This window comes from Litorivivens sp., from assembly GCF_041625495.1.
Taxonomy (GTDB): Bacteria; Pseudomonadota; Gammaproteobacteria; order Pseudomonadales; family Spongiibacteraceae; genus Litorivivens.
In genome coordinates this window covers 1-22107 of record NZ_JBFJTH010000051.1, presented here as the reverse complement: position 1 = coordinate 22107, position 22107 = coordinate 1, and the positions used below count along the sequence as shown (strand labels likewise).

Sequence of the window (22107 nt, the reverse complement as noted above, 5' to 3'; positions counted from 1 at the left end):
GAGAACCCTCCGTTCGATAAAATGCGCCAGCATTTTAAACAAGCCGCGCAGCGGCGCTGCCCGAAGGGTCAGAGCAGGCCTTAGCCTGTTCTGATTAATCCCGACCGACAATTACGCTCCTTAGCTCAATAGGCATCCGCGCGCCGGGTTTTTTGTTTATCCGGCCAAGAGGCCGGGTGAGAACCCTCCGTTCGATAAAATGCGCCAGCATTTTAAACAAGCCGCGCAGCGGCGCTGCCCGAAGGGTCAGAGCAGGCCTTAGCCTGTTCTGATTAATCCCGACCGACAATTACGCTTCCCGCCCAAATAGAGTAGCCGCGTGCCGAGTTTGTTGGTTATCTGTCTAGATGGGTATTGTCGACGCTGATACGGGCACCATGCGCCCTTTGCCGGATTCCTTGGCAGAGTACACGGCATCGTCGGCTTTTCTTATCAGCGCCTCTATGTCAGTTAGAAGCAGGCTGTCCGCCCATACAACGCCCATGCTCACCGATACAGCTAGGTGAATATTGCCAGCCGCTGTCTCTAGCCTCGACAAGCTCTCGCAAAGGCTGGCGACGAATTCCTTTGGGTCCAGAACTTGATCATTGCTCAGCAGTACCCAGAATTCATCTCCCCCGGACCTGCAGCAGATTCCGCAGCTTCCTACATCCTGTTTGATCTGGTTGCCAACTGCAGTGAGCAAACGGTCTCTATGGCGTGACCAAATTGATCATGCATGAGCTTCAGGTCGTCCACATCAATTAATTAGCGTGGCTGCATTGGCTCGTCCAAAAGGGTGAGGGGGCGGCTCAGTAAAATAGAGTGAAAGAGCGAGGTTGATGAAAACTATAAGAAAATCATCAGGTTGGTTAGTATTTTTGGATTTTAGTTGCCGTAGCTAATACGTAAAAACCGAAATAGATTGTATGGCGATTGGAAATAACTATAGCTACCTACTATAACTTACTGACAGGTAAGGCTAGTGAAAGTATTCCAGCGCATCTGCTCCGGGGGGAGACGAGGGCTGGTAGTTTATTGTTAACAGGTCCAGGAGCAGTAGCATGAAGAGAAATAATGACCGGACGTCTATATCCGTTCTTGCCGCAGTGCTGTCATCGACATCCCTTACTCTCGTCGCGCAGCCGTCAGACAACCGCTCCAAAGTCATTGAAGAAGTGATTGTTACGGCACAGAAGGTCGAAGAATCACTTCAGGATACGCCGGTATCGGTATCGGCATTTGGTGCAGACGATCTGGCCCAGATTGGTGTGTCAGAAGCAAAGGACGTGGCTAATTTTACGCCGGGTTTAACCATGCGTAAGCAGTCAGCGAGTCAGGACAATTACGCGATTGGCATTCGAAGCGTGGCTTCAGGAGAGACCGCACTTGCGATAGATCCCACTGTAGGCATCTATCAAGATGGAGTCTATATCGCCCGGAGCACCGGTGCGGCGTTTGATATTGTCGACCTTAAGCGCATTGAAGTGTTGCGAGGTCCGCAGGGAACGTTGTTCGGCCGTAATACCATTGGTGGTGCCATCAATGTCATTACAGAAAAACCGAAGGGTGAATTTGCCTTCCGCCAGGCGGTCAGTTACGGCGCTCGAGATACGCGCAGCTATCACACCACTGTGGATACCCCCGCATGGGGAAATGTTGCCGCTAAGATGTCGGTGCGAACCAGTAAACATGATGGGCAATTCGAGAGCATCTATAACGGAGAGCAGCTTGGTAATGGTGAAGCTCAGGCGTTTCGTTTAGCGGTTAACTGGGTGCCATCTGAAGCTATTTCGGTCGATTACGTTTACGATAAATCTGATCGTGAAAGTAATACCGCAACCACGCAGATTTCCCATGTGCGCTCTACTTATGCCAACCCGGCGAGTCCGACCTATGGTGGTCAGTACTACGTAGCTGCAGCTGCGGCGGCTAGCCCGGATCGCCAGGGTAAACTGTATATGACCAGTTCAGATTCCGATGAAACGGCTTCTGATATCGACGGGCACGCTGTCACGGTTACGTGGGATTGGATGGAAAACTCGACGGTCAAGTCCATCTCCAGTTACCGTGACTGGACAAGTCTCTCACGGGCAACCCAATTTGGTTCTTTCCCGGTTACCTTTGGCACGATGTATGATCTGTCTGGCCAGTTCGGGCCAGCATTCACGCCGATCCCCGGTGGAACGCTGATTCCGATCTTCTCAGCGCAGCGCCATTCTTTCCAGAAACAGATTTCACAGGAGTTTCAGGTTGTAGGTACGTTGTTTGATGATTATCTGAAATACAATGTCGGCGTGTATTACTTTGAAGAGCAGGCTGATGAAACTAACCCGCAATCTTTCGTATTGCCAACCTGTGTTGCAGCAAGCGCAGTCTGTACTCCGGGGAATGCCGCGTTCACTCCGGCGCTGATTGGATCATCGGTGCTGATATCGCGTCCTGCCTTTGCCTATGCTACCGACAATAAATCCACCGCGATCTACGGCCAATTCACTATTTCACCTGTGGCTGATCTGGATTTGACGTTAGGCTATCGGTACACAACGGATGATAAAGAAACGACCTTGACCAACGGCTTTGGTAACCCGCCCGCTACTCAAACCTTTGTTGATGACAACGACTGGAGCAAATTTAACCCCAGCTTCATTGCAGACTACCGTTTTAGCGATGAGGTAAGCAGTTACCTTCGTATAGCTACCGGCTATCGTTCAGGTGGCTACAACGTTCGCGCGTCAACTGAAAGCGACTTCCGAACCCCGTTCGACGAAGAGAATATAGTTTCTTATGAGATAGGGGTTAAGTCTGATCTGTTTGACAGAAAACTGCGTCTAAATGCGGCGGTTTATCATACTGAATATGAAGATCGGCAGGTCGCGCAGTTCACTGCTGGCAGCGGCGGCGCCTCAACGAATATCGTAAACGCAGGTGAAAATGTTGTAGATGGCTTTGAGCTGGAGGCTGTCTATCTTCCATTTATTGGTGCACGTGTTATCGCGACCTACGGCTATATCGACGTGGATCATAAGGAGTTTATTACTACCAAAGTCAATCCGGTTACGGGTTTTCCGGTAGGTAGCAGTAATGTCGATATTGCGGGTAACGGTGCACTTGATAACACGTATGCGCCACAGCATCAGGGCTCATTGGCGCTTGAGTACACGTTTGCACCGAAAGAGTGGGGGCAGCTGACCCTGCGGGTTGACGCAACCTATACCGATGAAATTAGCTTTCACCCCCAGTTTAATCTCTACGACGAATCTGATGACCATCATCTGGTAAATGCTCGCGCGACTATCACGGAAATCCCTGCCTTTATGGATGGCAAGCTAACCGTTGCTGCTTGGGGTAAGAACCTCGAGAACAATGAATATCGGGATTTTGGTATCGACTTTGGGCAATTGGGTTTTGCGGTTGTAAACTGGGGTGAACTGCGCAGCTGGGGGCTAGATTTTATCTACGAATTCAACCGCTGAGCAAAGTTATGAGCTAGCACGCTCGTTAAAGCTTGAGCCGGCAATTTGCCGGCTTTTTTGTATTTCGGGTTCCATTGAAATTGGTTTACAGCTAATTCATTGGAGCATAAAGTGTCGGTTACGCCACTATAACTATTAAAGACAGGTGTACCCATGAATCGTCGATATCCTCTGGTTGTCGCGTTGACGGCAACCCTTATATCTCCTGCTCATGCTCAGGTTGCAGATAAACGCTCCGCTACCATTGAGGAGGTGATTGTCACCGCACGTAAAGTTGAAGAGTCGCTGCAGGACACACCCGTGTCGGTAGCGGCATTTTCCAGCGCTGATCTGGAGCAGTTAGGCGCCAGCGAGGCAAAAGATGTCGCCGACTTCACGCCCAATCTGCGTATGCAGAAACAGAGCGGAAGTCAGGATAATTACGCCATGGCCATTCGAGGCGTATCGTCGGGTGAAACAGCTCTCACGATAGATCCGACCGTTGGTGTTTACATGGATGGTGTCTATCTTGCGCGCTCAACCGGGCTGGCCTTTGATATTGTTGATCTCAAGCGCATTGAAGTGCTGCGCGGGCCGCAGGGTACGCTGTTTGGGCGTAATACCATCGGCGGCGCGCTGAATATCATTACTGAAAAGCCTAACGGTGAGCCTGGCTTCAAGCTGGCATTGGGCACCGGCGATCAGGGTTATAACCGGGTAATGGCATCGGCAGATTCTCCCGATTTCGGCCCGTTGGCCTTTAAGTTTTCCTATATGCGCAAGGAAGCCGAGCGGGAGCTGGAAAGCCTCTATAATGGCAAATCACTGGGCGACAACAGCGGCCAGTATTATCGACTGGCGGCGCGTTGGAAGGTTTCCGATACGGTGGCGCTGGATTACATTTTTGATGGATCACGCCGGGAGAGTAATGCCAATACGCAGCAGCTCAGTCATGTGCGTCCTATTTACGCTGATCCTAACGGTCAGTTTTATGGTGGCCGCTACTACGAGCAGGCGGCGGCCTCGGCTAGCGCCGAGCGTTTGGAGGTTTTGCCGCTCACCAATACAGACCCGGATGAGTCCAATTCTGATATCGACAGCCATGCAGTAACGCTGGAATGGGACGTATCTGAGGATCTCTTAGTCAAATCCATCTCTAACGTTCGGGAGTGGAATAGCGCAGCGCGCGGAACCGATTTTGGTACCTTCCCCGTTGAAAGCACGGGCGATGTCGTCGATTTGCGCAGTGGATCACCAAGTCTTGTGCCTGCGGGCACTCTGGTGCCAATTTTCTCCGCCTTGCGTGATAACTATCACCGCCAAATTACTCAGGAATTCCAGTTTACTGGCAAAGTGCTGGACGAGCGCCTGAGTTATACCGCAGGGGTCTACCTCTTTCAGGAAGAAGCTACTGAAGATAATCCCCAGCAGTTTGTGTTGCCGACGAGCTTTATCGCAAACGCGCTAACCGGCTTAACGCTACCACCCTTAGCGGCTGGCGCAAGCGCCACCTGGTTGGGCGCACCATTTGCGTATGAGATGGAGAACGCGTCGCAGGCGATATACGGTCAGTTTACCTATAACGTGTTTACGGATTTCGACGTAACGCTGGGCCTGCGCTATACGCGTGACCAAAAAGAAACCACGTTGCAAAACAACCTAGATGGTGGCGACACCGTACGAGTGACCAGCGATGATGAGTGGAGCAATTTCAGTCCCACCTTTAGTCTCGACTATCGCTTCTCGGATCAGCTGAGCAGTTATCTGCGCATTGCCAATGGTTATCGCAGCGGCGGCTACAATGTGAGGGCACAGACGACCAGCGCCTTTACTACGCCGTTTGACCCGGAGGAAATCACATCGTATGAAATCGGAATTAAATCTGACCTGTTCGATCGGCGCTTGCGCCTGAATGTATCGCTCTTTCAAATGGACTATACCGATCGCCAGATCGCCCAGTTTGAGGCTGGTAGCGGCGGTGCGTCGAGCGTGATAGTGAATGCGGGGGAATCGGTGACGCGGGGGCTGGAAATTGAATCGGTCTTTATCCCCACGCCTGGCCTGCGCCTGATTGCCAATTACGGCTTTCTTGATGTGGAGTATAAGGAGTTTATTGCTGGTCCGGTTAATCCCCAGACAGGCTTTTCGTCCGGCGCCAATCGCGATATTTCTGACGAGGTTACGGAAAATCTTTATGCCCCGGAACACAGCGGTGCGGTGGCAGTGGAGTACCGTATGGCGCCCTGGTCGATTGGCCAGCTAACGTTGCGAGTAGACGCCACCTATGTCGACGCCATCAGTTTTCATCCGCAACTTTTTCTTTATGATCAGACCGAGGCATACAGTCTGCTGAATGCGCGCGCAACGCTGGCGGATATTCCGATGGGCAGCGGCAACTTGAAGCTCGCACTGTGGGGTAAAAACCTGAGCAACGAAGAATACCGTGAGTTTGGTATTGATTTCGGGTTGCTCGGGTTTGCCGTCAACAATTATGGTGTGTTGCGCAGAGCAGGCATTGATCTGGTATACGAGTTCGGTAAGTGAACAAGCGGAGCTAAGCCTGACTTAGGTTGGGCTTAGCTCTGCGAACATTTCCTGAAAGTGTTGTTGTACGCTGTTTATATCCACAAGAGACAAACCGCTGGCAAAGCCAAACCACACATACAGCCCGTTGAGATCGCGGAACATTGGTGGCAAAAAGGTAGGTGCTTCGATAATGCCTTCTTTGTGGTACTGATAGAGCACCGGGATATCATCGAGGGTTACTTTGCCAGCAAACAGGAAAGGGAGTATCTGCGGAACATCGGAAAGAATCGCAGATTTGATAAAGTTTACCGTTTCTATAAAACCGCGCACATAGGACAGATCTTTCGTAAAACACGCGCCGCCACGCACGTCGCCACCCCGGAACGTGCGCTGGGCTACCGTGTAGGCGTCGCTCTCGCTTAAGCCCTTTTCGGTGAAGTAGCGGAACACTTCGATAAAATCGGCACCCCGTTCGGCCATGTCTATCGCTACAACGCGATCTGAAATACGCCGTGCACGGTTCGGATATGAACTGAAAGTCAGGGTTTCAATCAGTACCGCCAATCCTTCCTGTATTGCTGTGATTCGTGGCGAACCCACGCTAAGCCATGTTGCCCAAGGCTGGGATCGGCCATTGAGCGTTGTGCCCAGGTGAACCCAGCCCTCGTGTACTTCAAGGACTTGAATATCCAGCGTCGAGAAGTGTGCCTGACTGTTTACCTTCAGAGTGTCACCACCGGCCGAGGCGTCCGACACAATGCCGTCAGACAGGGCAACTTTGATGGCGCCGTCAGGGAAATACGGCTGTAAGCGGGAGCGCAGTTGGTTCACGGCTTGTGGTGCGTCAATGGATTTTGGGTAAGCCGTGTTCAAGTGTTGTGCTGCGGGCAGCGAAAATATATGGGTCAGTCTTTCGCTCAGTTCTACCAGGGTTTTCCGATCGCCACGCAGGTGGTCACGGGCGGAACCATACAGCTGCTGCGATTTGGCCATAAAGCCGGGCTTGCCACGCTGCTGTAGCATGTCCACCACCAGCTGATACTGTTCGGCGGTTTGCTGCAGAATTTCGCCCAAGGGGTCGTGCGCGCCCAATGCATTGCGGATACGCTGTTGCAGATCGCGCAGCGCTGCTTGCGTGGCAGCTGCGTCGAAATTGAGTTTCAGGCTCTGGTAGTACTGCGCAGATACATCCGGCAAACGCGTACCGTGATGAGCGAGAAAATCAACTTTGTGTTGGTAGGGCCATTTAATGGCATCCAGCACCAGTATGGGTTTTTGCAGAGCCAGTAGTTCATTGGATAACGCTTTGAGTTGTTCGCGGTAAGTCACGCATTCTCCTGTTTGTCCAGCACCAGAAAGGCGCGGAGTTTGCGGCGCCCGAAAGCGGCCATTCGCACAAAATTCTCGACCTGGATGGGCGCGCGGCGATAATCTGCCGTTTGCCAGGGCGCATCCGGTGGATCTGGGTCGTTAATGTAAACAAAGTCCTCATTGGCATTGCTGACAAAAACCCAGTGTGGCGCTTTGTTGCGGTTCAGCATCCAGGTGCTGATCAAGGCTACCACTGGCAGCTTTAATGACAGAATATCCTGAATCTCCTGAGCATTCAGGCTTTGTTGGCGCACGTCGATTCCGGCCTTGCTGATCTGCTCAAGAAAAGTCTCATGTACCTGCGTCAGCACCCGTTTTTTTTGTTCGCCACGAACAGAATCGAGAAAGGGCGTTTCGTCTGTGTTGATGTAGAGCACTGGCTTGTAGCCGCGCCAGTGCGCGCTCAGTGCCAGGCCGTGGGGTGAGCACCCGCCGTGACCCGCGGTCATGAAAATGGTGGTAGCTTCACGCCAGATCTGCAATTCGTCTTGGGTAGAGGGAATGTAGTCTTTGTTCAGTGCTTGTAGCCCCATCATCAGCGAGGCCGGGCCGCAGGTGAACTCGGTAGTTTGCTGATAGTAGGGCGCAGGTGCGGTAGCCGGGGGAATGGGTAGCAATCGTTTTTCGAGCTGTTCCGCGTCACCGCCGTCTTCGTAGTATTGCTTTATGCGCGTAAACGGCTTGTAGCCGAATTTCTTATACAGCTCGAGCGCTGCGGTATTCTGGGTGTGAACTTCCAGTCGAATAAAAAGGCAATAGCGTTGGCTGGCGATGGCCTCCGCCTTTGTCAGTAATTCGGAGGCTACGCCTTTACCACGTGCCGCCGGCGATACGGCGATGGAGTAAATACGGGCGAGGCTGGTTCCTGAGCGAAATAGGACCAGTACATAGCCCAGCATTTTATTGTCTTCAATGGCGACCAATAGATTGTGGGCACCTTTACTGACGAAGCGCATGAAACTGCGTCGTGACAGCCGGTCGGTTGAAAAGCATTCACTTTCCAGCGCGAGCAGCGCATCAATATCAAAGCGCGTGCCGGCGCGAAGGGTTACCGTCATGCGCGCTTGGCTCCTGATTGAATGTTGGTTGCGTGAGAAGCGTTTGCTTGCGACTGCGCGTGCATGCCTGCTAACGCGAGGCTCACCACCTGACGCGCGCGCAGCAGTACAGATTGACGCCAGTTGTCATCTTCCGGGTAAAAGAAGTCACGCAGGGCCGCTACTTCGGGCGCATCTGGGTCTCGCCCGATATCGGCTACCGCGCAGCGTCGGGTGTAGCGCTGTTCTCTGATCAAAGCTGTCAGCATGTCGTCCGCAGGATAGGTGCCAAACTCCAGCGTAACAAAACAGCCGCGTGGGCCAATCAATTTATGCCAGAAATAGTCTATAAGTCCGGTTTTGGGTGCCGAAACAGATTCACCTAGCGCGCTCGACATGGCGTTCGCGCCATACCACTCTCTCGCGATTTCAAAGCCGGGAGAGACCTTGGGGTGATCGCTGATAACTTCACCGTAGCCAAAGGGGCCTAGCCCACTGTGCAAATCGATAGCGGCGATGCTTTTCACTTTTTGCAGTAGCGTGCTTTGCTTGCGCGATTCGAGCCACTGTCTGGACCAGCTGGGTCCGTGACCACCAAAGTACAGACCGTTGGGATACTGGTACTGACCCCGGGTGATTCCTTCCAGAGTGTGGGCGTCGAATCCCTTGTCTGAATCTTCAGTGGGAGACAGCAGGCGATGCATGGTCGCATAGGCGCCATTGTTCGGCAGACCCGCTTTAAAGTCGATGAAGTTGCGATTGAGATCGATGCCCTCATGATCACAGCGGCGCAGCCAGGCAAATCCCCAGGGGTTCAGTGCGTGAATCAACAGCACGCCAAGACGTTCGTCTTCAAGTAGTTGCGGCATCTCCCCCAGCAGGTCGCACTGTACGGCGGATCCGACAAAGCCCTCGACACCGTGGGTTCCCGATATAAGAACCAGCAGATGTTCCGGCTGAGGGCTCTTTGACAGCAGGAGCCAATCGGCGTGCAGGGGGGAGCCATCCGGACCGTGTTCCGGATGGCGGTGGTGTACGGCGTCAAACAGCGCAAGAGAGCGCAGCTTTTCGCTGCGCGCCAGAAAGTTATTGCGGGCTGCCCGGTAGTCGTTGGCGAACACGCTAAGGTCGAGAGGAGGCAGTAAGGCGTGCATGAGCCGGCACCTGCGAGGCAGTGAAAAGTAGCTGAATCATACGCCGCTTTTCCCCCCTGTAAATAAGTATTGCGTGTCTATTGTTAATTCCCTATTTTGGTCTGACAATGCGCCCGTTTCCACGCACCCAGAGAGCCTAGATATGCCCCGTTTTCATGTAGTTGTCGACGACCTTTCCGACTGGTCGCCCTACTACCCCAGTCAGGATGTCATCACCTTTGAAGACTATCTGGCGCTGACCTCTTCCTCTAAGGCTGAACGGGTAAGGGTGGTCAACCTGTGTCGCAACTACAAATATCTGGGCAGTGCCTGGTACTGCGCCCTGTTGGCTGAAGCGCGTGGTCACCACGTATTCCCGTCTATCCGCACGTTGAGTGATTTTCGCTCCCGCTCCTTGTCCGATATTCAGTTAGACGGGATTGCGCCGTCACTGCGCAAGTTGCCTCGCGGCGACAGTAGCGAAATGTCGCTGCGAATCTGGTTTGGTGAATGCCTCCGCAGTGAATTTGCGCCACTGGCCAAAACACTGTTTGAGCGCTTCCCCTGCCCGCTGATGGAGGTAACGCTGGAATTTGATAAAAGCTGGGAAATAGACCGTATCCGGCCAATATCGTTGCGCGACCTGAAAAACAGTGATGAGCAGGAAGCATTTGCCAATGCCTTTGAGCGTTTCAGCAACAAGCTTTGGCGCAAACCAAAGGCGGGTAAGCGCTTTCGTTATGACCTGGCGATTCTGGCTAATCCGGAAGAGGATATGCCTCCCAGCGATAAAACCGCGTTGCGCCGCTTTATCAAGGCCGGCGAAGAGCTGGGCATTGCGACGGAGCTGATCACGCCAAAAGACTACATGCGTATCCCCGAATACGACGGACTGTTTATCCGCGAAACCACGTCCGTTGGTCACCATACTTACCGGTTCGCTAAGAAAGCCGAAGCCGAAGGTATGGTGGTGATTGATGACCCGACGTCTATTTTGCGTTGTACCAACAAGGTTTATCTGGCCGAATTGTTGAACAAGCAGAATATCCCGACACCGCAGACACGGATTCTGCACAAAAGTGACGCGCCGATGCTGGCGGAGAAGCTGGCAGACATGGCTTTCCCGCTGGTTTTGAAAGTGCCTGACGGCTCATTTTCACGCGGCGTGGTGAAAGTGGCAGATCGCAAGGAGCTAATTGAGCAGGGCGGGAAGCTGCTGAAGAGTTCAGCGCTATTGCTTGTGCAGGAGTATATGTACACCGAGTACGATTGGCGCATTGGTGTGTTGAACAATAAACCGCTGTACGCCTGTCGCTACTACATGGTCAAAAATCATTGGCAGATCTACAAGCACGGCGCTGACAGCAGTGTTAAGTCGGGAGGGTTTGATGCCATGCCTACCTTTGAAGCGCCACGTGCGGTGGTCGATGCCGCTGTCAGCGCGTGCAAGCTGATAGGTGATGGTTTCTACGGGGTTGACCTGAAGCAGAGCGGTGATCGGGTCGCCGTTATTGAAGTGAACGACAACCCCAGCATTGATTCCGGGGTAGAAGACCAGTACCTGGGTAACCAGCTGTACACCTCCTTTATGGAAGATTTTCTGCGTCGTCTGGAGGCCCGTCGGCGCAAATAACTTGTCCATAGGTGGAATTTTTCGTTCTACTCTTATTCTATTGAGGAATAAGCGGTCTGCGGTCACGTCGCCAAATCGCCGCTTTTCCTCGAGAAAAACAGGGTTGTCGCTCATTGAAGGGGCTTGTGGCGCAGCGCCCATGAGCGCTACCTGACAACCTGGTAAATTTTCTTCCTCCGGCGGTTTCTCTACAATGCGCGACACTTTCAAACAGTGTCGGTATTTCTCCTTTGAAAATGCATAAAAGCCTTTATCCTCTCGCTCCCGCTGCGATCGCGCTGTCGGTTGTTGCTCAGCCCCAGGAACCGGTCGTTGCCGTGGACAGTGGCTTTCGCAGCCGTATGGCTATTGAAGAGGTTGTGGTCCGGGCTCAGCGCCGCGAAGAAGACGTACGGGATGTGCCGATCGCGGTTAGCGCGCTGTCGGGAGATCAGCTGAAAACGCTTGGCGTGAGCGATGCCCGTGAGCTGGGCGGTATTGTCCCCGGTCTTGTCGTATCGGAGGGCGGACAGGGCGCGCCAGTGTATACACTGCGTGGCGTCGGGTTTACCGACAGCAGCTATTTTGCAACACCCACAACAGCGGTGTACCTGGATGAGGTAAACCTGCCGTATTCCATCATGTCGAAAGGCGCCATTTTCGACGTGGAGCAGGTGGAAGTGTTGAAAGGCCCACAGGGTACCCTGTTTGGTCGCAGTACCACCGGCGGCGCCATCAACTTTATTGCCAACAAACCGTCGACTGAGCTAGCCGCCGGCGCAACCATTAACTATGGCCGTTTTGATACTCAGGATATTGAAGCCTATGTTAGTGGGCCAATCATCGACAGTCTGCGTTATAGATTGGCGGCGCGGGATATCCAGCGCGAAGAAGGCTGGCAGTTCAGCAATACCAACAAAGACAAGTCACTGGGGGAGCAGGATCGATCAGCCTATCGTCTGGCGCTGGAGTGGGAACCTAACGAAACCCTGCAGTTGTACCTGGTGGGGTCGCGCTGGCGCGATCGAAGTGACGCTCAGGCCGGGCAGCCTATTGCAGTAGTGCCTCAGAACCCTTACGCGGACGATGAAAATTCGCCTCTCGTCGCTGACAGTGTTCGCCGATACCCCTATGTCAGTCAGGACACAGAAGATAACCGGGTCGCCGAGTGGTGTACGGGGCACCCAGAATGCGTGCGCTCCGACGGTCGCCCGATGGATTTTCAGCTGGATGAGACCTTCGAGCAGGTAGCATTGCAAGCCCGCTGGCATATCAACGAGACGCTCCGGGCTGATTTCCTTGCGTCACATACAGAGCTGGTGAGTGACGATTCCGAAATTCCCACAGGCGCCTTTAATCAGCGTCACGCTGAATTGGGAGTCGACGTCACCATGACGGTTGTGGATCTTGAGGCGCGGCTTAGCGGCGCCAGCGACGATGAGAGCCTACGCTGGCTGGTGGGCTATCACACGACTCCGCGCGATGAGGTGGATGAATATCTGCATTTGATTATGAGTGGCAACGCCAGTGTGGTATTTCCAGCGCCGATCATCGAGCAGAGCCTGTTAGTAAGCGAATACTATTTTTCTGTGGCAGAGCTGTCCTATGAATCTAAGGCGCCTTATGCGAATGTAGAATGGCAGTTTGCGGATACTCTCAAACTGGTGCTTGGCGCCCGCTACACTGAAGAAGAACGCTTTTATTCGGGTTGTTCCGGATCCAAGAGCCCCTTGAGCGGCATGTACGTGCTATTTCAGAGCCTGGCTACCCAGCGCGCGCTGGAAGCTGGAACAACCCCGGAAACGGTTGACGTAAATGGCTGCTTCAGTGTCGGTGAGGCGGGTAAAGTGGGTGCATACGAGGAAACCTTAGAAGAGGACAGCCTGTCTTACCGCGCGGTAGTGGACTGGACGCCTTCGGACGACTACCTGCTCTATGCCTCTTATACCCGTGGGTTCAAATCGGGTTCCTTCCCCTTGTTTCAGACCTCGGATCACGCTCAGCTGGAATCGGTGAAGCAGGAGCAGGTAGACGCCTACGAGCTGGGCGCCAAAGTGGACGTGTGGGAGCGCCGCGCTCATATCAACAGCGCGCTGTTCTACTATCGCTATCGGGACAAGCAACTGCTGTCACGTTTTAATGACGCGGTATTTGGGCCGCTCCCCGCGCTGCGCAATGCGCCGCGCTCAGGGGTCAAAGGCGTAGAGCTGGACTTCACCCTCACACCGCTCGACGGCCTGTATCTGGCAGGCGCCATTGCCTACCTGAAGACCGAAATCAAAGAGTTTGAGGCGATCAATAATCAGGGCGAAAATGTGGACCTGGCGGGCCAGGAATTCAACTACTCGCCGAAGCTTTCCTACTCTCTAACAGCCGACTACAGCCTCCCCATCTCCGAGCGTTTTGAGGCTGGTATCGGTATCGACTACCAATATGTGGATGAAACCAACTCCAGTATTGAGGGCGACCCCCTGTTTGCCCATCCGGATTACGGCATAACCAACGCCCGCATCCGCTTCGGTCGCCAAACCAGCGACTGGATGGTTACTCTGTGGGGCCGAAATATCTTCAATGAATACGTGGTAAATAGCGTGCATCAGGGCGTAGGTGACATCAAATACCGCATCACTGGCATGCCGCAAACCTACGGCCTGACACTGTCGGTTAAATATTAAACAAATAGACCGGTAAGCCCTTGGAAAGGTGGATTTTCCCTTACTGAAGGTTGACACTCGAGAGGTGCTTCCCTATAGTACGCGCCTCGGCAGAAATGCCACTAAGCGCCCGTAGCTCAGCTGGATAGAGTACCTGGCTACGAACCAGGCGGTCGCACGTTCGAATCGTGCCGGGCGCGCCATACATAAGCTATTGAATAGCTTTCAAAAACCCAGTCATCGTGCTGGGTTTTTTTATGCCTGCAATTCCGCGTTGTGCCCAACTTGTGCCCATTCTGTGCCCAGAAAAATGCGGCAACTTTTCGGGCGACCTCTTGGTGCGAATCCCACCGGGAAAGACAAGAGGTCAGCGGTGACTGTGCGGTTATCGTTAGTCAGAGACCCTTTCAAATAGCTCCCCAACTTCGCAGTCAAAAAATTCGCAAAGTTGGTCTACCGCATCTAATTCAACGCGCGTTGCTGTTTCTTTATACAGCAGCGTAATTGTATTGCGATGCAGCCCTGTTTCTCTTGCGACGTCTGTCACCTTTAATTTGCGCTCACCCATGAGCCGACTTAAGTGGCATTTTATCACTCTAAAAAAAGAAATGTCATCCAGAATGAAAAAAAGTTGTTGCAAAACATATTTTGCGCGCTAAAATGTCATTCAAGATGACAAATCGCCTCCCTATCTAGCGTTTTGTCATTTCCTGATTCTATCACAGAGGAGCGACAACACATGAGTCATCAGACATTTCTCACTACCGAAGAGCTAGCTCAGCGGATTAAGTATGACGCCCGGACCATTCGCAACCAGTTGAAGGACTCGGTACTGATAGAGGGCGTTCATTACGTCCGACCATTTGGCGGCAGAAAAATCCTGTATATCTGGGAACAAATTCTTGAGGACATGACAAAGGTACAACCTCGTTCGACGAGTATCCCGATGGCGGCTGGAGGAGTGTGTAATGGGTAGTATTCGAGTTCGCCCAGAAACGGGATATCCCTTTTTTGAGTTTCGGTGCCAAGGTAAGCGGTGTCGAGAGCAGACTAGATTGCCGGACACACCTCAAAATCGTCGCAAGATGGAGCAGGTCCTCAAGAAGATCGAGGCCGAGATTACGCTGGGTCAGTTTGATTATCTGGCCTACTTCCCGAACTCAAAAACCGGGCTGAAGTTTGCCTCAGGGTTGGGGCAGGGGGCTGCGGTACAACCATCGGTTGAAGCGGCGCAGAGCCAGGCATTTGATGTCCCCATCTTTTCCGATTTTGCTGATCAATGGCTGACGGAGAATGAGGTGCGATGGCGCCGGGCGACACTCGAGTTGCAGCAATGTATTTTGAATCGCCACCTGCGCCCTGTCTTTGGTCAAAAAAGCGTCAACAGCATCACCAAAGCGGAAGTACTGTCATTTCGGTCGACACTCGCCAAAGTCCCCGGCCATCACGACAAGCCACTCAGCGCAAAAACCATCAACGAGATCGTCGGATCCTTAAAGGCCATCCTTGATGAGGCTGCTGACCGGTATGAATTTACCAGCCCAACTGAGCGCATCAAAAGGCTCAAGGTCCAGAAGACCGATATACACCCGTTCTCGCTGGAAGAGGTTCGATTGATCCTTGAAAAGGTTCGGCCGGACTACCAGCCCTACATGACGGTGCGGTTCTTCACGGGTATGCGCTCTGGGGAGCTACATGGCCTGAAGTGGAAACATGTCGACTTTGAACGTCGCCAGATTCTGGTGCGGGAAGCATTTTCAAAAGGCCGTACGGAATACACCAAGAACGACGGCAGCCAGCGGGAAATCCGAATGTCGGAGGCCGTTTATATGGCGCTGAAAACCCAAGAAGTAGCAACGGGAGAGGTGAGTGAGTATGTCTTTTGTAATCGCCTGGGGCAGCCGCTAGACAACAAAAACTTCACGGATAGGGTTTGGTACCCATTACTTCGATATCTCGATTTGCCTAAGCGTAGACCGTATCAGACGCGACATTCCGCGGCGACATTGTGGTTGGCGGCTGGCGAGTCACCAGAATGGATCGCTAGCCAATTGGGCCACACGTCCACTGAGATGTTGTTTCGGGTGTATTCCCGGTACGTGCCCAATCTCACTCGCCAAGACGGGTCTGCCTTTGACCGTCTGCTAGAGGGTGAAAAGGAGAGCGGAGTATGAAAGACCGTAATCCAGATACCACAGTAAGCATTGGTACCCAGGGCCAACCGCCATTGCTCTCGGAGCCTCTATGGCTGGAAGACCGCCAATTTCGGGTGCTGGGCAGGATCGACCGCCTGAATAGGGAGGGGCAGGGGTGTACCCGCCTAGAGTTAGGCTGCCTGGCTGGTACAGCTACGGCAGTACTGCGCCACAGTAACTTTCTTCCTCACCAGCGCGCTATTCAGCATGGTGACATTGTTCGAGTATCTGGAGAGCTACGGACCTTGAATGACCGGCGACTGCTCAAAGTGGACTCGCTGCATCGTTGTGACCTATTAGAATCATTGCGTCCAACGGCCTTGTTGCCTGCGGATTGGGTGCTCCCACACCTCATTCCGAACTTGAGGCGCGTGACGCGCTATTGGAACAGTATCTATCACCCGGCAGTACAGGCGCTTCTTTCGGCGGTATTTCGAGATGCGAGTACAGCGATGGGGTTTCTTAATGTCCCAGGCAGCATGCGCCATCACCACGCCTATCAGGGCGGATTATTGGTGCATACAGCAGAGATGCTCGAAGGTTTGTGCAAATACGCTGCTTACCGCGACGCCGGCATACGAAGGGATATTGCGATTGCGCTGATCATCCTCCACGACATCGGTAAGACCGTTACGCTGGTTGGGTCGGAAAAGGAACGCTATGCGTCATGTCGGGGTGCGATACAGCCCCATGACATGGCCGCCCTGGAAATGTTGGCCGTACCATTGGCGCGGCTTGAGACGAAAGATGCATCGATCGCAAACCTGATTAGGGGCTATTTCAGGCCTAGGTACTGGCACCCGAAAAACGATACCGCTCTATATCAGTTGGTATCCTCCCTGGATCGGGAAACAACGATAATGTAGTCCGGCCGTTTTATTTTTCTACTTTATTTTCAATAAGATATATTCGTCACTGTAAATAAGGCCCTAGAAAAACAAGCCTAGTACTCAAAAAATCTGGAATCAGGTATGGCCCCACTAACAAGATCGCGACTACCTAAACTCAAAGAGTTACGCGATATCACTCTGAATTTAGGTCGCGTCGGATATGCCGTATGCTCGGAAGACCTCCTTCACGATGCGACCTGTCTCAACTTCCTTCAGAATTCAAAGGATCTGCGTCTCCGGGTAGTATGACTTTTCATTGTGGTTCTCCTTCGTCGTATCAGCGTACGCCGGAGAACTCCAATTGGGCATGTCGCTATTTTATGGGGGCTTACACGAGTTGCTCCTGTACCGCACGCCACGCCGCATCAGTAGCGGCGTTCATTAGTGGTGTTGCCTCAGAGTCCGAATTGGCGATGGAAATGCGACCGAATTGCCGGCGACCAATCTCGTGGGGTGCCTTGCCTTCTTCCCATGCTGGGTCGTGCAACCCACTGTAGCTGTAGGCATAGCCATGGGGGATCCTGTTGACGGTGATTGCCTTGATATCGGTCGTGTGGTTAAAGCCGTGCTTGCCCAGTAATGACTGCAACTGGTTACGAATTTGTTGCTCGAATTCTGCAAAGGTTGTGGCGTATACCTTGTGGCGCGCAAGTCTCAGTACATCGCGAACGTGCATGCCTTCGGTAGGTGGTTTCTCCATCGGCGAGCTCATCATAAACATCAGCATGGGATCTTCCGGAGTGCGTGGCGGTTCATATCCGCCTATAGCGACGTCCGGCGCGGAGGCTACCCACTGAAATGGGTCGTTTGGACATTGGTAAAAATTGGCGCTTAACTTTGAAAATGCCTTGCTATCCTTCAACAAAACATTGGCGTAAACAAATGGTATCTTGACGCCGTACTGGAGCGCCTGCTTCTGCTCGTCGGGTAATTGCGGGCAAAGGTGCGGAATGATGCCGTTATAGCAAGCGAGAATGCAGCGATCAGCTGAAACACGCAGGGCAGTGCCATTTTGGACGTAGTCGACTTCGACTTTTTCGCCCGCGACTTCCTGTACACGCACGGCGGTGCTGTTTAAACGAATTCGTGTGGGATTGTCTGCGCGGTCGAGTGCACTGTAATCAAAGCGCGCGGTGACTACATCTTCGGTTCCCTTCATATCGGGTGCCGCCATGGGAATCATTTTTTGTACCAGTAAGCGGGCAACGGATGCGTTACCGTCGGGGAACATGCGAATCGGAGCAAGGTAAGATTCGGCAACCCAAACGCCCGCTTTCGATACCGCCTTGCCCAACCAGCCGATGGCGCGAAAACCGGGGGAACCGCCGGCGCATGCTTCCAGCACCGAGTAGTTCCAGCCGGTGTAGCCCCCTAATATCATCAACCAGGCATTGGTAATGGCGATGGTTTCCTCCGCCAGCCCAACCTTTTCTGTGAGAAACTGGTTATAGGGTGTGGTTTTGATGTACTCCCAGGTTTCAAGTAGTGACAGATCCGCAAGATAATCCTTATCACCTCCGACCAGAGTAATGAGTTTGTCCTGTTCTGGAGTAGAGAGGGGGAGTTCGCGTATTGCTGACACATAGTCGCCCTGGCCCTGTAACAACAGGAGCCACTGTCCACCCACCGCAACATGACCGTCGGGTCCAGGTATTGCCATACCGAGTTGCGCAGGGCCGGTCAGCGTGCTGAGTACCATCCCGTAATCGTCTGCGGTACTTTCACCCAATTTGTCCATGAATGCTTGATCGATCCCGATATCGTTCATCAGGCTCACGGCCTCGTCACTGTAGCTGCCCAGCCCTTCGATATTCTGTGCGCCACCCAGACCCAGCAACATGCGGCCGTTGTAATGAAACTCGTTACGCTTGGCATGACCGCCGAAGTCGTCGTGGTTGTCCAGAATTAGAATTCGAGCGTCGTGGCCGACCTGTTTGCGGTAGTACCAGGCCGCGGCCAGACCACTCATTCCTGCGCCGACCACAACGAGATCGTAGTGCTCATCGAGCGGTTGGTACTGTTCAGGTTTCTTTCCGCGCCAGGCTAAATCGTGTGCCACTTCGAATGAACCAGGGTGACTGCCGCGCATGCCGGTGAGGGTGGGTGGATAGTATCTGCTAGCTTTGCTTGCAAATCCGGTCGCCGCCTCACCGGCGGCCAGCAACCCGCTGGGCGCCAACATGCCGGCTCCGGTGCCGATAGCGATCCCGTTTAACAAATCTCTGCGTGTAACGTTGCGAGTCATCGAATACCCCTTGCCCGGTATGGTAATTGTAAAGCCGAATGCGACGCAGCTATACATGTCAATCGACATGTTGTAGTATTTTTCGGAATTATACAAATAAAATAAGGATTGCCCTCCATGAGAATAATGCTCGTTGCGGCTGTTGTGGTTATTCATATACTCGAGTCGGCACACGCACAGCAGCCGTCACAAGCTACGCAGCCCCAGGGCCGTTTCATCGAGGAAGTGATTGTCACCGCCAACAAGACCGAACAGAGCGTGCAGGATATTCCCGGTTCGGTGCAGGCGGTTACCGGCGAATTTTTGCAAAAGGCAGACGTCAACGATTTCGCCGAAGTGGCGTCGTATATGCCGAATCTGATGGTGACAGAGACGGATTTTTCTCCCCAGATTGCGATCCGCGGGATGCAATCGACCGGTGTTGGCGACAACTCCGTGGGAATGGTGGTCGACGACCTCGTGTTGAGTCAGCAGGATTTCTTTCACATGGGGTTTTTCGACCTGGAGCGGGTAGAGGTGTTGCGTGGTCCGCAGGGCACTCTCTTCGGCAAGAGCGTCACGGCCGGTCTGGTAAGCCTGGTGTCCGCGGCGCCAACGGACGAATTCAGCGGAAATATCACCCTGCGTCAGGGTGAAGACGATCAGCAGTTACAGGGCGCAGTCAGCGGACCGCTAGCAAATACGCTCAGTGCCAGAATCAGCTTCATGGTGGAGCGTGAGGGGTCCCGATCAACCAACACTTTCAACGGTGATGAGGTGGGATACGTCGACCGCACCAGTTATAGAATCAAGTTTCTTTGGCGACCTACTGAATCCACGGATATCAGCCTATTTTTCAGTAACACCGATGTAAAAAATGAAGATGTTAATTCGCCATTCGGCGAACTGGTTGAAGCCGATCGCGATTATCTGGCGCAGTTTGATCCAGATATAGACGGCGATGCCTTTGACGGCCGACAGTCCTTCGATTTTCTGCGGCAGGGAGAAATCGATGATGCTCAGTTATACGGTATCCGGCTGGACACCGATTGGGGTGAATGGGGGCCGCTGGATTCACTGTCTACTACTGTCGTTTTGGGTGCGTTGGAATATTTCAATAGCGCTGACGCTGATACAGATTCAAGTCCCGCCGATATCTTTCGGGCACCAGTTAGTACCGGCGGAGTCGATATGCAGCAACTGGAAATGCGGGTTCAGGGTGCAGCAACGGGGTTTTTTGGGCTGGGTGGTGGTGACACGGAATTCATTACCGGCATTTTTCTGCAAGAAGAGGAAATTGCTACCGACTACATCCTGGTGGGTGGAGAGGATGCGGAATCCTATCTGGCCGGGCCCGGTTTTGAGGCGCTGCTTGGCTTTCCTGGTATTCCTATAACACCACCCGCTGGGTTTGGCGGCTCACTGGTTGATGACGGGATCCGGGTATCGCCCGAGTATGATGTATCCGTACAGGGCATATTTCTGCAGATGACCTACCGTCCGATCGAGCGGTTGGCGATTACTGGCGGAATTCGTTACGACCGAATTAATCGCGATGCCTACATGCCGGTACGCAAGCTGCACCCCAGTGGCAATGGTGATCTTTCAATTGTCGCCCAGGCCTTTGAGGCGGAAGATGTTACCTTTACGCCCAAAATCAGGGAGCGGGAAGATTCCGCCAAGGTCAGCGTGCAGTATGATCTTTTTGAAGGCAAGGTCGTCAGCTACCTGACCTGGGCACGTGCCTTTAAGGGTGGGGCGTTCAACGATTTTGCGGTCAACTCCACCCAGGAGGTGCAGGTGCGGCCCGAGTTTGTAGAAGGATGGGAGCTCGGCTTCAAAAGCGTGTTATTTGACAGTTCGTTGATCTGGAATATCAGTGCCTATGATTCGGAATTCGATGACCTTCAGACCTATGTCTACTTTGAGGAAGGATTATTCCCCTTCATCCGTCTCGACAATGCGGCCAAAGCGAGAACGCGCGGCGTTGAAATGGATGGCATGTGGTTGCCGCAATTCGCGCACTGGCTAAGTATCAGCGGCTCGGTCGCGTACTCTCATGCCCGGTATCTGGATTATAAGGACGGGCCGGGCGGAGATTTAAGCGGCAAGACGCTGGTGAATGCGCCCGATTGGTCAGCAGTGTTCACCCCGGAAATCAGTTTTCCGCTGCCGTGGATGGGTGCAGACACCGCGATTTCGCTGGCGATCGATGCGCTCTACACTGACAGCTACTACACCGAAACCAGCCTGCCATCGGACAAGGAAATCGAGGCAAGATTGTTGTTCAATGCCCGGCTTAGTCTGGCGCCGCAGTCCGGTCCCTGGTCGGTGGTTCTCTCGGTGTCCAATCTCACCGACGAGAAATACCTCACCAGAAATGGCGGTGGTGATGGCGATTTGGTCTGGCCCAACTCAAAGCTGGTGCGAGTGGGCGACCGCCGTCATGCGTCACTGGATTTTAGTTGGGCCTGGTAGCGCCGCGAAGCAGCAAGCATCGCGGGTTTACATGTCATTCGACATGCAATATGATTTCAGTGATAAGTCTAATAAATTGAAAAGGTTTAATGTGATGAAGACCCTTCGTGTCGCGATTGTGTCGGTATTTGCGATGTGTCAGTTCGCCTACGCCCAGCAGCAGGCGCCGGCGAGCGGAGAAGCGCAGGGCAGGGTGATCGAAGAAGTGATTGTCACCGCCAACAAAACCGAGCAGAGCGTGCAGGACGTTGCGGGTTCGGTGCAGGCCTTGACCGGCGATTTCATGCAGAAGGCGAATCTGAATGACTTTAGTGATATTGCCAAATACGTGCCCAATACCACGTTGGCCGACAACGGCGTTGAACCGGAGATTGCGATTCGCGGCGTTCAGTCAGTCGCTGCGATTGGCGGTGGCGACAACTCGGTTGGTTTGGTCATCGATGATCTGGCGCTAGCCCGGCAGACTTTCTTTCATCTGGGTTTTTTTGATCTGGAGCGGATTGAAACCCTGCGTGGCCCGCAAGGTACGCTGTTTGGCAAAAGCACCACCGCT

Annotated in this window: 15 protein-coding genes and 1 tRNA gene; 10 read left to right on the top strand and 6 right to left on the bottom strand. The window is 53.2% G+C overall.

Annotated elements, in window-relative coordinates; genetic code table 11:
* Positions 1–343 precede the first annotated feature (343 nt).
* Entirely contained in the window at positions 344–685 is a 342-nt protein-coding gene (locus ABYP39_RS08110) for a GGDEF domain-containing protein (protein WP_372781960.1), read from the bottom strand.
* Between the two features lie 358 nt (positions 686–1043).
* On the opposite strand from ABYP39_RS08110, the gene ABYP39_RS08105 reads away from it, so the two are divergent.
* Both ABYP39_RS08105 and ABYP39_RS08100 read left to right on the top strand, forming a co-directional pair.
* Positions 1044–3455: a TonB-dependent receptor gene (locus tag ABYP39_RS08105; RefSeq protein WP_372781958.1), complete on the top strand. Its 2412-nt coding sequence runs from the start codon at positions 1044–1046 to the stop codon at positions 3453–3455.
* Positions 3456–3608: 153 nt separating this feature from the next.
* Positions 3609–5978 (top strand): TonB-dependent receptor, encoded by a 2370-nt coding sequence (locus ABYP39_RS08100; protein WP_372781956.1) that lies wholly within the window; start codon positions 3609–3611, stop codon positions 5976–5978.
* Between the two features lie 21 nt (positions 5979–5999).
* On the opposite strand, the gene ABYP39_RS08095 is transcribed toward ABYP39_RS08100, so the two are convergent.
* Genes ABYP39_RS08095 through ABYP39_RS08085 form a run of 3 tightly spaced genes read right to left on the bottom strand, consistent with a single transcriptional unit; the run spans position 6000 to position 9522 of the window.
* Entirely contained in the window at positions 6000–7289 is a 1290-nt protein-coding gene (locus ABYP39_RS08095) for a flavohemoglobin expression-modulating QEGLA motif protein (protein WP_372781954.1), read from the bottom strand.
* Positions 7286–8389, bottom strand: coding sequence for a GNAT family N-acetyltransferase/peptidase C39 family protein (locus ABYP39_RS08090; RefSeq protein ID WP_372781952.1), 1104 nt, complete (start codon positions 8387–8389; stop codon positions 7286–7288). The genes ABYP39_RS08095 and ABYP39_RS08090 overlap by 4 nt, the downstream gene beginning before the upstream one ends.
* Entirely contained in the window at positions 8386–9522 is a 1137-nt protein-coding gene (locus ABYP39_RS08085) for a DUF2817 domain-containing protein (RefSeq protein ID WP_372781950.1), read from the bottom strand. Before ABYP39_RS08085 ends, ABYP39_RS08090 begins: the two co-directional genes overlap by 4 nt.
* A 142-nt stretch (positions 9523–9664) precedes the next feature.
* On the opposite strand from ABYP39_RS08085, the gene ABYP39_RS08080 reads away from it, so the two are divergent.
* The 3 genes from ABYP39_RS08080 (at position 9665) to ABYP39_RS08070 (ending at position 13970) form a co-directional block, all read left to right on the top strand.
* Complete coding sequence (locus ABYP39_RS08080; RefSeq protein WP_372781948.1) at positions 9665–11134, top strand: RimK family protein; 1470 nt, start codon at positions 9665–9667, stop codon at positions 11132–11134.
* A gap of 236 nt (positions 11135–11370) precedes the next feature.
* Complete coding sequence (locus tag ABYP39_RS08075; protein ID WP_372781962.1) at positions 11371–13788, top strand: TonB-dependent receptor; 2418 nt, start codon at positions 11371–11373, stop codon at positions 13786–13788.
* A gap of 105 nt (positions 13789–13893) precedes the next feature.
* A tRNA-Arg gene (locus tag ABYP39_RS08070) sits at positions 13894–13970 on the top strand.
* Between the two features lie 188 nt (positions 13971–14158).
* Here the strand turns inward: ABYP39_RS08070 and ABYP39_RS08065 are convergent.
* Positions 14159–14362: a helix-turn-helix domain-containing protein gene (locus ABYP39_RS08065; protein ID WP_372747222.1), complete on the bottom strand. Its 204-nt coding sequence runs from the start codon at positions 14360–14362 to the stop codon at positions 14159–14161.
* A 144-nt stretch (positions 14363–14506) separates the two neighbouring features.
* Between ABYP39_RS08065 and ABYP39_RS08060 the strand changes: the two genes are divergently transcribed.
* From ABYP39_RS08060 to ABYP39_RS08050, 3 genes are read left to right on the top strand one after another with little or no spacing between them, the layout of a single operon-like run.
* The gene (locus ABYP39_RS08060; RefSeq protein WP_372747199.1) at positions 14507–14743 is read left to right on the top strand and encodes a hypothetical protein; all 237 of its coding nucleotides are present in this window, start codon (positions 14507–14509) and stop codon (positions 14741–14743) included.
* Positions 14736–15941, top strand: a complete 1206-nt coding sequence (locus ABYP39_RS08055; RefSeq protein ID WP_372781946.1) for an Arm DNA-binding domain-containing protein — start codon at positions 14736–14738, stop codon at positions 15939–15941. The genes ABYP39_RS08060 and ABYP39_RS08055 overlap by 8 nt, the downstream gene beginning before the upstream one ends.
* On the top strand, positions 15938–16828 hold the full coding sequence (locus ABYP39_RS08050) for a hypothetical protein (protein ID WP_372747201.1): 891 nt from the start codon (positions 15938–15940) through the stop codon (positions 16826–16828). The genes ABYP39_RS08055 and ABYP39_RS08050 overlap by 4 nt, the downstream gene beginning before the upstream one ends.
* Before the next feature lie 352 nt (positions 16829–17180).
* Here ABYP39_RS08050 and ABYP39_RS08045 read toward each other — a convergent pair whose 3' ends face one another.
* Positions 17181–19097 (bottom strand): NAD(P)-binding protein, encoded by a 1917-nt coding sequence (locus tag ABYP39_RS08045; RefSeq protein ID WP_372747202.1) that lies wholly within the window; start codon positions 19095–19097, stop codon positions 17181–17183.
* A 117-nt stretch (positions 19098–19214) separates the two neighbouring features.
* On the opposite strand from ABYP39_RS08045, the gene ABYP39_RS08040 reads away from it, so the two are divergent.
* Both ABYP39_RS08040 and ABYP39_RS08035 read left to right on the top strand, forming a co-directional pair.
* Entirely contained in the window at positions 19215–21554 is a 2340-nt protein-coding gene (locus ABYP39_RS08040) for a TonB-dependent receptor (protein ID WP_372747203.1), read from the top strand.
* Between the two features lie 94 nt (positions 21555–21648).
* A partial coding sequence (locus tag ABYP39_RS08035; RefSeq protein WP_372781944.1) for a TonB-dependent receptor plug domain-containing protein occupies positions 21649–22107 on the top strand: 459 nt, incomplete at its 3' end.